Source organism: Cronobacter sakazakii (assembly GCF_000982825.1).
GTDB lineage: Bacteria > Pseudomonadota > Gammaproteobacteria > Enterobacterales > Enterobacteriaceae > Cronobacter > Cronobacter sakazakii.
On record NZ_CP011047.1, the window covers coordinates 691049 to 703943 of the forward strand.

At 52.5% G+C, this 12895-nt stretch carries 6 protein-coding genes, 5 tRNA genes and 3 rRNA genes; 1 reads left to right on the top strand and 13 read right to left on the bottom strand.

Annotated features, from left to right (window positions below):
- Positions 1 to 43: 43 nt before the first annotated feature.
- From tuf to CSK29544_RS03265, 5 genes are all read right to left on the bottom strand, one after another.
- Positions 44 to 1228, bottom strand: coding sequence for an elongation factor Tu (gene tuf / locus CSK29544_RS03245; RefSeq protein ID WP_007872666.1), 1185 nt, complete (start codon positions 1226 to 1228; stop codon positions 44 to 46).
- A 112-nt stretch (positions 1229 to 1340) separates the two neighbouring features.
- Positions 1341 to 1416: transfer RNA gene (locus CSK29544_RS03250), tRNA-Thr, on the bottom strand.
- Positions 1417 to 1422: 6 nt separating this feature from the next.
- Positions 1423 to 1497 (bottom strand) — tRNA-Gly (locus CSK29544_RS03255).
- Positions 1498 to 1605: 108 nt separating this feature from the next.
- Positions 1606 to 1690: transfer RNA gene (locus CSK29544_RS03260), tRNA-Tyr, on the bottom strand.
- Between the two features lie 9 nt (positions 1691 to 1699).
- Positions 1700 to 1775 (bottom strand) — tRNA-Thr (locus CSK29544_RS03265).
- A 549-nt stretch (positions 1776 to 2324) separates the two neighbouring features.
- Here CSK29544_RS03265 and coaA point away from each other — a divergent pair.
- Positions 2325 to 3275: a type I pantothenate kinase gene (coaA, locus tag CSK29544_RS03270; protein WP_004386160.1), complete on the top strand. Its 951-nt coding sequence runs from the start codon at positions 2325 to 2327 to the stop codon at positions 3273 to 3275.
- A 35-nt stretch (positions 3276 to 3310) separates the two neighbouring features.
- Here coaA and birA read toward each other — a convergent pair whose 3' ends face one another.
- The 8 genes from birA to trkH form a co-directional block, all read right to left on the bottom strand.
- Positions 3311 to 4273 carry a bifunctional biotin--[acetyl-CoA-carboxylase] ligase/biotin operon repressor BirA gene (birA, locus tag CSK29544_RS03275; protein ID WP_007894192.1) on the bottom strand — a complete coding sequence of 321 codons (963 nt, stop codon included), beginning with the start codon at positions 4271 to 4273 and terminating at the stop codon, positions 3311 to 3313.
- Positions 4270 to 5298 carry a UDP-N-acetylmuramate dehydrogenase gene (gene murB / locus CSK29544_RS03280; protein ID WP_029039599.1) on the bottom strand — a complete coding sequence of 343 codons (1029 nt, stop codon included), beginning with the start codon at positions 5296 to 5298 and terminating at the stop codon, positions 4270 to 4272. Before murB ends, birA begins: the two co-directional genes overlap by 4 nt.
- Positions 5299 to 5482: 184 nt before the next feature.
- Positions 5483 to 5598: ribosomal RNA gene (rrf, locus tag CSK29544_RS03285) — 5S ribosomal RNA — on the bottom strand.
- Between the two features lie 91 nt (positions 5599 to 5689).
- Positions 5690 to 8592: ribosomal RNA gene (locus CSK29544_RS03290) — 23S ribosomal RNA — on the bottom strand.
- Positions 8593 to 8793: 201 nt separating this feature from the next.
- Positions 8794 to 8869: transfer RNA gene (locus tag CSK29544_RS03295), tRNA-Glu, on the bottom strand.
- Positions 8870 to 8947: 78 nt separating this feature from the next.
- Positions 8948 to 10489 (bottom strand): 16S ribosomal RNA (locus CSK29544_RS03300).
- Together the 16S, 23S and 5S rRNA genes with 1 tRNA gene alongside form the textbook arrangement of a ribosomal RNA operon.
- Before the next feature lie 376 nt (positions 10490 to 10865).
- Positions 10866 to 11399 carry a menaquinone-dependent protoporphyrinogen IX dehydrogenase gene (hemG, locus tag CSK29544_RS03305; RefSeq protein WP_004385501.1) on the bottom strand — a complete coding sequence of 178 codons (534 nt, stop codon included), beginning with the start codon at positions 11397 to 11399 and terminating at the stop codon, positions 10866 to 10868.
- Positions 11400 to 11409: 10 nt separating this feature from the next.
- Entirely contained in the window at positions 11410 to 12861 is a 1452-nt protein-coding gene (gene trkH, locus CSK29544_RS03310) for a Trk system potassium transporter TrkH (RefSeq protein WP_007891433.1), read from the bottom strand.
- Between the last annotated feature and the right edge of the window lie 34 nt (positions 12862 to 12895).

Below are 12895 nucleotides of genomic sequence, written 5' to 3' on the forward strand. Positions count from 1 at the left end.
ATGATGCCCTTTTATTGCGCATTGCGTCAAATGTTATCAGCGATTAGCCGAGAACTTTAGCAACCACGCCCGCGCCAACGGTACGGCCGCCTTCGCGGATTGCGAAACGCAGACCGTCGTCCATCGCGATCGGGTGGATCAGGGTAACAACCATTTTGATGTTGTCGCCCGGCATTACCATCTCCACGCCTTCCGGCAGTTCGATGGTGCCAGTCACGTCAGTTGTACGGAAGTAGAACTGCGGACGGTAGCCTTTGAAGAACGGAGTGTGACGGCCGCCTTCATCTTTGGACAGAATGTACACTTCAGATTCGAACTTGGTGTGCGGCTTGATGGAGCCCGGCTTAGCCAGTACCTGACCACGTTCGATTTCTTCACGTTTGATACCACGCAGCAGAACACCTACGTTCTCGCCCGCACGGCCTTCGTCCAGCAGTTTGCGGAACATTTCAACGCCGGTACAGGTGGATTTCGCGGTGTCTTTGATGCCCACGATTTCAACTTCTTCACCAACCTTGATGATACCGCGCTCTACACGACCGGTAACAACGGTACCACGACCGGAGATGGAGAATACGTCTTCGATCGGCAGCAGGAACGGCTTGTCAATCGCACGCTCCGGTTCCGGGATGTAGGAATCCAGGTGACCTGCCAGCTCGATGATTTTCGCTTCCCACTCAGCGTCGCCTTCCAGCGCTTTCAGAGCAGAACCACGAACGATCGGGGTGTCGTCGCCCGGGAAGTCGTACTGAGACAGCAGCTCACGCACTTCCATCTCAACCAGTTCCAGCAGCTCTTCGTCATCAACCATGTCGCATTTGTTCAGGAACACGATGATGTACGGAACGCCTACCTGACGACCCAGCAGGATGTGCTCACGGGTCTGCGGCATCGGGCCGTCAGTCGCAGCAACAACCAGGATAGCGCCGTCCATCTGAGCAGCACCGGTGATCATGTTTTTCACGTAGTCGGCGTGGCCCGGGCAGTCAACGTGCGCGTAGTGGCGAGTCGGGGTGTCATATTCAACGTGAGAGGTGTTGATGGTGATACCACGAGCTTTTTCTTCCGGCGCGTTATCGATCTGGTCGAATGCACGAGCAGAACCACCGTAGGTTTTCGCCAGAACGGTAGTGATGGCAGCGGTCAGCGTTGTTTTACCATGGTCAACGTGGCCGATAGTACCGACGTTAACGTGCGGTTTTGTACGTTCAAACTTTTCTTTAGACATCGATTGTCCCTCTAAGACACGGATAAATCGGTGGTATCACCACATCAACCAGGCGTTTGCCTGAATTTGTTGAATACATCTACAGAAGAGAAACAGGGAGGAGATTGAGAAGTGGTGCTGATAGGCAGATTCGAACTGCCGACCTCACCCTTACCAAGGGTGCGCTCTACCAACTGAGCTATATCAGCACATCCTGGAGCGGGCAGCGGGAATCGAACCCGCATCATCAGCTTGGAAGGCTGAGGTAATAGCCATTATACGATGCCCGCATCCTGAAACTCGGCTACCCAGTTCTTTCTGTACAAAAAAGAAATTCTTTTTTGCTTGAGCTGGCAGGCTTACCGACCAACTCTGGCATCGCAGCGCGAAGCCGAAAATGGTGGTGGGGGAAGGATTCGAACCTTCGAAGTCTGTGACGGCAGATTTACAGTCTGCTCCCTTTGGCCGCTCGGGAACCCCACCTGAACTTGATGGTGCCGGCTACCGGAATCGAACTGGTGACCTACTGATTACAAGTCAGTTGCTCTACCTACTGAGCTAAGCCGGCATCAAGTAGCGCGCATTCTAGGAATAGCGGCGCGCGCATGCAACAAAAAAATTGCTTAATCCGCTCTCTTGCTCACATTTTGCGCATCAACGCGCATTTCTGATGCCTTTTCAGCCACTCATGGTGAAATAATCCACACCTGGCGGCAGCATTTGGTGGATGGTCAGGCTAAGAAACAAAACGCCAGTTCGCTCTTTAGCGGGTAAAGGCGACGTATTACTCTCTTATGCGTCAAAAGGGCTGCTGATTTAAGCATCACAATTACTGCTTTAATCGTCTCGTTCGCCGTTGAGTGTTATCTCAGTAGAAAGCTAACCCCACACAGGCGGACAAGCTTTATACAATTAAGGTTAAGAAGCGTGATGCTTTTCGGAGAAAGGAAAGTGAGGAAGATTTTTTCTTATTATTCCTTTTGATCTGGTGTTACCCTCCTGCCCATTGTGAAATTCTCGCTTACCCGGCGTGCCATTAAGCGGTCTACGATGAAAGCATCACAGCGCTGAGCAAAGGGTTTTCATTTTGTCCTGAATGACAGGCAGAAGCATGCTTATGAGTAATAAAGATCAAATCTTAACGTCCCCCTATCTCCAGTTTAACCGGAGCCAGTGGGCTGCCTTGCGCGACTCTGTACCGATGACGCTTACTGAAGGCGAAATCGCGCGCCTGAAGGGTATTAACGAAGACCTTTCTCTTGAAGAAGTCGCGGAAATTTATCTGCCGCTATCGCGTTTGCTTAATTTTTATATTAGCTCTAACTTACGCCGGCAGGCTGTACTCGAACAATTTCTTGGCACTAATGGCCAGCGTATTCCTTATATTATCAGCATTGCAGGTAGCGTAGCGGTAGGTAAAAGTACGACTGCGCGCGTATTGCAGGCGCTTTTAAGCCGCTGGCCTGAGCATCGTCGCGTTGAGCTGATTACCACCGACGGCTTTCTACATCCGAACGCGGTTTTAAAAGAACGCAATCTGATGAAGAAGAAAGGCTTTCCTCAGTCATACGATATGCACCGCCTGGTTAAGTTCGTTTCTGATATCAAGTCAGGCGTGCCGAATGTCACCGCGCCGGTTTATTCACACCTCATTTATGATGTCATTCCTGATGGGGATAAGGTCGTTAATCAACCGGATATTCTTATTCTTGAAGGTTTGAACGTGCTGCAAAGCGGTATGGATTATCCTCACGATCCGCATCATGTTTTTGTTTCAGACTTCGTCGATTTCTCTATTTATGTTGATGCGCCAGAAGATTTACTGCAACGCTGGTATATCAACCGTTTTCTGAAATTCCGTGAGGGCGCGTTTACCGATCCTGACTCTTATTTCCATCACTACGCCAAACTGTCAGAAGATGAAGCGGTTAATATCGCAACGCAGTTATGGAAAGAGATTAACTGGTTGAACCTTAAAGAGAATATCCTTCCGACACGTGAAAGGGCCAGCCTCATCATGACCAAGAGCGCGAACCATGCCGTCGACTGTGTCCGCTTAAGGAAATAAAGCAGAAATGAACGAAGGGAGCCTGGCTCCCTTTTTTATTCTGCGCTGCGTAATGAAATCTCGCCGCACATCCAGGGTTTTATCACGCCGTTTTGTTCCAGCAGTAACGCACCCTGATTATCTATACCACGAGAGATACCGTATATTTCGCGATCGCCGATAATGAGTTTGACCTGACGATGAATAAAATTGTCCAGTTTTTCCCAACGCGATAAAAAGGGAGCTAACCCTTCCTGTTCAAACTCCCGCAGAGACGCGCGTAGTTTTTCTATCAACCTGACGGCCAGCTCATTTCTGTCGACTTTAATTCCCGCTTCCTGAAGGTTGATCCAGCCCTGATTCACGATATCGCTTTCGACCTGACGCATCGCGAGGTTGATACCAGCGCCAATAACAATCTGTGCCGCATCTCCGGTTTTCCCCGTAAGCTCAACGAGAATACCCGCCAGTTTTCTGTCATGTAGATAGAGATCGTTAGGCCATTTTACCCGCACCTGTCCGGCACCAAGTTCATGAAGCACTTCAGCCATAACAATGCCGATAACCAGGCTTAAACCAATGGCGGCAGCTGGTCCCTGTTCAAGGCGCCAGTACATGGAAAGATAAAGATTTGCTCCAAACGGCGAGAACCATTTGCGGCCACGACGTCCGCGACCTGCCTGCTGATACTCCGCGATACAGGCATCGCCAGATTCAAGCTCAGACAGCCTGTCCAGTAAATACTGGTTTGTGGAGTCGATAACAGGCAGCACCGTTACCGATCCCGATTTAATATGGGAATGAATAAAAGATTCGTTAAGCAACTGAATCGGGCCCGGCAGGCTGTACCCTTTACCTGGCACCGTGAAGACATCAATGCCCCAGTCACGCAGCGTCTGGATATGCTTATTGATAGCAGCACGGCTCATCCCCAGCTTTTCGCCAAGCTGCTCACCAGAGTGAAATTCGCCGTCAGCAAGAAGCGAAACCAGTGTTAACGGAATAGTATTATCTTTCAAGAAATCGTCTCCACAGCGTTTACCTCACCCACCGCACCAATAAAACGGACTTCAGGCTCCAGCCAGATATTGAATTTTTCGCCGACGCGCTGACGGACTTCGTGCGCGAGTTTTACGACATCCTCACTCGTCGCATTATGCTCATTGATGAGCACCAGTGCCTGCTGACGATGCACCGCCGCGCCACCGACACGATGACCTTTCATTTCACAGCGATCGATAAGCCAGCCTGCAGCCAGTTTTACCTTTCCATCATTTTGTGGGTAACGTGGCGCATCTGGATAATGTATAAACAGCGCACTGGCCTCTTCAGCAGTAATAACCGGGTTTTTGAAGAAGCTGCCTGCGTTACCATATTCCTTAGGATCGGGAAGCTTTGTTTGACGCATGTGGCATACCGCATCAAAGACCTGCCGGGGCGTGACGGTATCAGCGGACAAGCGTGTCAAATCGCCATAAGTCAGTACCGGTGACCATACTTTAGGAAGACGAAGCCCTATACCTGTAATAGCGTATCGATTCTGGTAATCATGCTTAAAGATGCTATCGCGATAACCGAAGTGGCAGTCACTGTTACCCAGACGAACCGACTCACCCGACGCCAAATCAATGCAGTCCACATACAGACATAATTGTTTGAACTCTACGCCATAAGCGCCAATGTTTTGAATCGGTGACGAACCCGCGCATCCTGGAATAAGGGCAAGGTTTTCAAGGCCGGCCATATTATGATCCAGCGTGAATTCTACGAGACGATGCCAGTTTTCCCCCGCGCCAGCATGTATTAGCCAGGCATCATTATGTTCTTCAATCTGGATACCCATAATACGGTTAAGAATGACCGTACCGTTGAAATCATCAAGAAACAGTACGTTGCTCCCCTCGCCCAGAATTAAAACCGGCCGGGACACTGCTTGCGCCTGCTGCCATGCATCAGCCAGCGCCCCGGCAGTATTCGCCGTCACGATCTGCTGCGCGCGTTTTTCAATACCAAATGTATTGTAAGGTTTTAGGGAGTTATTCATGCCATTAGTCCTGATGTCAAAACCCGAACAGTTTAACCGATTAGCAGGTTTATAGCTTCTCTGCGAAAGGATGAGCACACAAAAGGGGAGGCGAACGAGGCTTATTTTTTGATATACAAGGGAAGGTTTATAAAACTCATAAAGCAAAAACCCCTCAGCGGTGCTGAGGGGTTCTTTATTTGATGCCTGGCAGTTCCCTACTCTCGCATGGGGAGGCCCCACACTACCATCGGCGCTACGGCGTTTCACTTCTGAGTTCGGCATGGGGTCAGGTGGGACCACCGCGCTACAGCCGCCAGGCAAATTCTGTTCCGTTCACCGCTTCCGCCATGAACGTTTATCCGTCACAAGCTGAATTGTCTCTCAACACGCCAGACTTCTTTGGCGTTGTAAGGTTAAGCCTCACGGTTCATTAGTACCGGTTAGCTCAACGCATCGCTGCGCTTACACACCCGGCCTATCAACGTCGTCGTCTTCAACGTTCCTTCAGGAGACTTATAGTCTCAGGGAGAACTCATCTCGGGGCAAGTTTCGTGCTTAGATGCTTTCAGCACTTATCTCTTCCGCATTTAGCTACCGGGCAGTGCCATTGGCATGACAACCCGAACACCAGTGATGCGTCCACTCCGGTCCTCTCGTACTGGGAGCAGCCCCCCTCAATTCTCCAGCGCCCACGGCAGATAGGGACCGAACTGTCTCACGACGTTCTAAACCCAGCTCGCGTACCACTTTAAATGGCGAACAGCCATACCCTTGGGACCTACTTCAGCCCCAGGATGTGATGAGCCGACATCGAGGTGCCAAACACCGCCGTCGATATGAACTCTTGGGCGGTATCAGCCTGTTATCCCCGGAGTACCTTTTATCCGTTGAGCGATGGCCCTTCCATACAGAACCACCGGATCACTATGACCTGCTTTCGCACCTGCTCGAGCCGTCACTCTCGCAGTCAAGCCAGCTTATGCCATTGCACTAACCTCCTGATGTCCGACCAGGATTAGCTGACCTTCGTGCTCCTCCGTTACACTTTGGGAGGAGACCGCCCCAGTCAAACTACCCACCAGACACTGTCCCCACGCCAGATTATGGCGCCAGGTTAGAACATCAAACATTAAAGGGTGGTATTTCAAGGTCGGCTCCACGCAGACTGGCGTCCACGCTTCAAAGCCTCCCACCTATCCTACACATCAAGGCTCAATGTTCAGTGTCAAGCTGTAGTAAAGGTTCACGGGGTCTTTCCGTCTTGCCGCGGGTACACTGCATCTTCACAGCGAGTTCAATTTCACTGAGTCTCGGGTGGAGACAGCCTGGCCATCATTACGCCATTCGTGCAGGTCGGAACTTACCCGACAAGGAATTTCGCTACCTTAGGACCGTTATAGTTACGGCCGCCGTTTACCGGGGCTTCGATCAGGAGCTTCTCTTGCGATAACCCCATCAATTAACCTTCCGGCACCGGGCAGGCGTCACACCGTATACGTCCACTTTCGTGTTTGCACAGTGCTGTGTTTTTAATAAACAGTTGCAGCCAGCTGGTATCTTCGACTGACTTCAGCTCCACCCGCAGGGGCTTCACCTACATGTCAGCGTGCCTTCTCCCGAAGTTACGGCACCATTTTGCCTAGTTCCTTCACCCGAGTTCTCTCAAGCGCCTTGGTATTCTCTACCTGACCACCTGTGTCGGTTTGGGGTACGATTTGATGTTACCTGATGCTTAGAGGCTTTTCCTGGAAGCAGGGCATTTGTCACTTCAGCACCGTGGTGCCTCGTCATCACGCCTCAGCCTTAACTTTCCGGATTTGCCTGGAAAGTCAGCCTACACGCTTAAACCGGGACAACCGTCGCCCGGCCGACATAGCCTTCTCCGTCCCCCCTTCGCAGTAACACCAAGTACAGGAATATTAACCTGTTTCCCATCGACTACGCCTTTCGGCCTCGCCTTAGGGGTCGACTCACCCTGCCCCGATTAACGTTGGACAGGAACCCTTGGTCTTCCGGCGAGCGGGCTTTTCACCCGCTTTATCGTTACTTATGTCAGCATTCGCACTTCTGATACCTCCAGCATGCCTCACAGCACACCTTCGCAGGCTTACAGAACGCTCCCCTACCCAACAACGCATAAGCGTCGCTGCCGCAGCTTCGGTGCATGGTTTAGCCCCGTTACATCTTCCGCGCAGGCCGACTCGACCAGTGAGCTATTACGCTTTCTTTAAATGATGGCTGCTTCTAAGCCAACATCCTGGCTGTCTGGGCCTTCCCACATCGTTTCCCACTTAACCATGACTTTGGGACCTTAGCTGGCGGTCTGGGTTGTTTCCCTCTTCACGACGGACGTTAGCACCCGCCGTGTGTCTCCCGTGATAACATTCTCCGGTATTCGCAGTTTGCATCGGGTTGGTAAGCCGGGATGGCCCCCTAGCCGAAACAGTGCTCTACCCCCGGAGATGAGTTCACGAGGCGCTACCTAAATAGCTTTCGGGGAGAACCAGCTATCTCCCGGTTTGATTGGCCTTTCACCCCCAGCCACAGGTCATCCGCTAATTTTTCAACATTAGTCGGTTCGGTCCTCCAGTTAGTGTTACCCAACCTTCAACCTGCCCATGGCTAGATCACCGGGTTTCGGGTCTATACCCTGCAACTTAACGCCCGGTTAAGACTCGGTTTCCCTTCGGCTCCCCTATACGGTTAACCTTGCTACAGAATATAAGTCGCTGACCCATTATACAAAAGGTACGCAGTCACCCTCTTACGAAGGCTCCCACTGCTTGTACGTACACGGTTTCAGGTTCTGTTTCACTCCCCTCGCCGGGGTTCTTTTCGCCTTTCCCTCACGGTACTGGTTCACTATCGGTCAGTCAGGAGTATTTAGCCTTGGAGGATGGTCCCCCCATCTTCAGACAGGATATCACGTGTCCCGCCCTACTCATCGAGCTCACAGCCTGTGTGCCTTCGTGTACGGGGCTGTCACCCTGTATCGCCGGCCTTTCCAGACCGTTCCACTGACACACAAGCTGATTCAGGCTCTGGGCTGTTCCCCGTTCGCTCGCCGCTACTGGGGGAATCTCGGTTGATTTCTTTTCCTCGGGGTACTTAGATGTTTCAGTTCCCCCGGTTCGCCTCGTTAGCCTATGTATTCAGCTAACGATGATGCACCGAAGTGCACCGGGTTTCCCCATTCGGACATCGCCGGTTATAACGGTTCATATCACCTTACCGGCGCTTTTCGCAGATTAGCACGTCCTTCATCGCCTCTGACTGCCAGGGCATCCACCGTGTACGCTTGTTCGCTTAACCTCACAACCCGAAGAAGTCTTCGTGCTGCGAGTTTGAGAGACTCTGACACACCGCGCATTTCTTATTACGGAGAAATGCAGCAGCATGTCTGTTTCAATTTTCAGCTTGTTCCGGATTGTTAAAGAGCAAATATCTCAAACGTGACTTTACAGTCAGTTTTGAGATATCAATCGGTAACGCCTTTCACTCATTACCAGCAGGTGGCGTCCCTTAGGGGATTCGAACCCCTGTTACCGCCGTGAAAGGGCGGTGTCCTGGGCCTCTAGACGAAAGGGACTTCGCTTTCGCAGACAACCCTGCTTCTTTACTTTCTATCAGACAATCTGTGTGAGCACGCGAGGTTGTATCTTTCAGGTAAGGAGGTGATCCAACCGCAGGTTCCCCTACGGTTACCTTGTTACGACTTCACCCCAGTCATGAATCACAAAGTGGTAAGCGCCCTCCCGAAGGTTAAGCTACCTACTTCTTTTGCAACCCACTCCCATGGTGTGACGGGCGGTGTGTACAAGGCCCGGGAACGTATTCACCGTGGCATTCTGATCCACGATTACTAGCGATTCCGACTTCATGGAGTCGAGTTGCAGACTCCAATCCGGACTACGACGCACTTTATGAGGTCCGCTTGCTCTCGCGAGGTCGCTTCTCTTTGTATGCGCCATTGTAGCACGTGTGTAGCCCTGGTCGTAAGGGCCATGATGACTTGACGTCATCCCCACCTTCCTCCGGTTTATCACCGGCAGTCTCCTTTGAGTTCCCGGCCGAACCGCTGGCAACAAAGGATAAGGGTTGCGCTCGTTGCGGGACTTAACCCAACATTTCACAACACGAGCTGACGACAGCCATGCAGCACCTGTCTCAGAGTTCCCGAAGGCACTCCCGCATCTCTGCAGGATTCTCTGGATGTCAAGACCAGGTAAGGTTCTTCGCGTTGCATCGAATTAAACCACATGCTCCACCGCTTGTGCGGGCCCCCGTCAATTCATTTGAGTTTTAACCTTGCGGCCGTACTCCCCAGGCGGTCGACTTAACGCGTTAGCTCCGGAAGCCACGCCTCAAGGGCACAACCTCCAAGTCGACATCGTTTACGGCGTGGACTACCAGGGTATCTAATCCTGTTTGCTCCCCACGCTTTCGCACCTGAGCGTCAGTCTTCGTCCAGGGGGCCGCCTTCGCCACCGGTATTCCTCCAGATCTCTACGCATTTCACCGCTACACCTGGAATTCTACCCCCCTCTACGAGACTCAAGCTGACCAGTTTCAAATGCAGTTCCCAGGTTGAGCCCGGGGATTTCACATCTGACTTAATCAACCGCCTGCGTGCGCTTTACGCCCAGTAATTCCGATTAACGCTTGCACCCTCCGTATTACCGCGGCTGCTGGCACGGAGTTAGCCGGTGCTTCTTCTGCGGGTAACGTCAATTGCTGTGGTTATTAACCACAACACCTTCCTCCCCGCTGAAAGTACTTTACAACCCGAAGGCCTTCTTCATACACGCGGCATGGCTGCATCAGGCTTGCGCCCATTGTGCAATATTCCCCACTGCTGCCTCCCGTAGGAGTCTGGACCGTGTCTCAGTTCCAGTGTGGCTGGCCATCCTCTCAGACCAGCTAGGGATCGTCGCCTAGGTGAGCCGTTACCTCACCTACTAGCTAATCCCATCTGGGCACATCTGATGGCATGAGGCCCGAAGGTCCCCCACTTTGGTCCGTAGACGTTATGCGGTATTAGCTACCGTTTCCAGTAGTTATCCCCCTCCATCAGGCAGTTTCCCAGACATTACTCACCCGTCCGCCACTCGTCAGCAGAGCAGCAAGCTGCTCCCTGTTACCGTTCGACTTGCATGTGTTAGGCCTGCCGCCAGCGTTCAATCTGAGCCATGATCAAACTCTTCAATTAAAAGTCTGATGCTCAAAGAATTAAACTGTTAGTTCGTAATGAATTAACTGTTGTTCACTTGAGACTTGATATTCGTTTATCGTCCGTAGACGTTAAGATATCAGTGCCCCGAGTGCCCACACAGATTGTCTGATAAATTGTTAAAGAGCGGTGCGACGCGGCATTCAGCCTGCTGTCGCGAGGTGGCGTATATTACGCTTTCCTCTTTCAGAGTCAAGCGTTTATTTTCGCTTTCGTCTGCCTGACGGGCCGGCTCGTTTGCCGTTGTGCCGTGTCAGTGGAGGCGCATTATAGGGAGTTCTTTCCGCCTGACAACCCCTAATTTCAAAAAACTTTTCGTTCGCTTACTTTCCAGGCAATGCGCCGGAAAATGATACTAATCGCGGCTCAGACGGGCGATTTCCTGCGCAAAAAGGGCCACCTGAGGCCAGTCCGTGTAGACCACTTCTTTTGAGGTATCCGTTTCCCCGCCCGTCATTTTCATAATCAGGCGAATCATGAAGCGGTCAAACCAGCGATACCGCGGATAACGCAGCGCACCCGCAAAGACAGCGCAGCGATCAGGCTGCCACGGCGAGTTCAACAGAAACTTGCGCGTATAGCTGTTGGTCTGCGGCGTTCGCTTCTCTGGCTTACGCGCCACAAGGTTTACCGAAAAGAACGCGCCCGGCAGCGCATTAAGCGCCTGTTGATGCTGCTTCACAAACGCGTCCAGCGTCGGGTGAAAATGGCCATAGCGAATCGACGCGCCTATCACCACCTTCTTATATTGCGTCCAGTCTGGCGCTTCGGCGCGATGCAGGTTAACCACATCCACCGCCTCGCCCATTTCCTGTAGCTGGGACGCGATATAAAAAGCGATTTCACGCGTTTGTCCGTCGCGGGTGGAAAACAGAATTAAGGTTTTCACATTTATCTCCTTATTCGCGCCAGAAAGTCGGGGTGAACAGCACCAGAAGCGTAAACACCTCCAGACGCCCGAAAAGCATATTGGCAATGAGTATCCACTTAGCGACGGGATTCATACTGGCGAAGTTATCCGCTACGACGCCAAGACCAGGCCCAAGGTTATTGAGCGTCGCCACCACAGAGGCGAATGCCGAGAAGTCGTCCACGCCGGTCGCGATAATCGCCAGCATGCTGACCAGAAACACCAGCGCATACGCCGAGAAGAATCCCCACACCGCTTCAAGGATACGTTCCGGCAACGCGCGGTTGCCAAGCTTAATACTGTAAACCGCGTTCGGGTGCACCAACCTTTTCAGCTCGCGGTTGCCCTGTTTAAAGAGCAGCAGAATACGAATGACTTTGAGACCGCCGCCGGTTGAACCCGCGCAGCCGCCAATAAACGCCGAGCAGAGCAACAACACCGGCAGGAAGAGCGGCCACTTCGCGATGCTGTCCGTCGTAAAGCCTGCGGTCGTCGCCATCGACACCACCTGGAAAAACGCCTGGTTGAGCGTCGTTATCGCCGAATCGTAGGTATCGTGGAACCAGAGCACCAGCGTACAGATAAAGACCAGCGTCAGCTGCACGCCGATAAACATGCGAAATTCCGGGTCGCGGGAGTAGACCTTCAGGCTACGCCCGCTGAGCAGCGAAAAGTGCAGGCCGTAGTTACAGCCGGAGATCAGCAAAAAGATAGCAATGATGGTGTTAATGGCCGGGCTGGCGAAATACCCCACGCTTGCGTCATGCGTGGAGAACCCGCCGATAGCGATAGTGGCAAAGCTGTGGCCAATCGCATCAAACGCGGGCATTCCGGCAAACCACAGCGCCAGCGCGCACGCCACCGTCAGCAAGACATATATCAGCCACAGCGTTTTCGCCGTTTCGGCAATACGCGGGCGCATTTTGTTGTCTTTGAGCGGCCCCGGCATTTCAGCGCGGTATAGCTGCATCCCACCGACGCCGAGAATAGGCAGAATCGCCACCGCCAGCACAATGATCCCCATCCCGCCGAACCATTGCAGCATCTGGCGATAGAAAAGAATGGCATGCGGCAGAGAATCAAGGCCCACCAGCGTCGTCGCGCCCGTGGTGGTCAGCCCAGAAAAGGATTCGAAAAAGGCGTCCGTGATGGTGAGGTTTGGCCGCTCGGAAAAGATAAACGGCAACGCACCGACGCTGCCAAGCACCGTCCAGAAGAGCACGACGATAAGAAACCCTTCGCGCGATTTCAGTTCGCGCTTCTGATGACGGTTCGGCCACCAGAGCGCCGCGCCGATAGCCAGCGCGACAAAAAAGGTTTGGGTGAAAGCGCGTCCCGCGCCGTCGCGGTATAGCAGGGCTACCAGGCCGGGAATGATCATTGTCCCGGAAAACAGGATAACCAGTAGACCAACGATTCGGGTAATGGCGCGAAAATGCATCTGCCGTTTCCTTTGGAATCAAAATGAAGGAGAG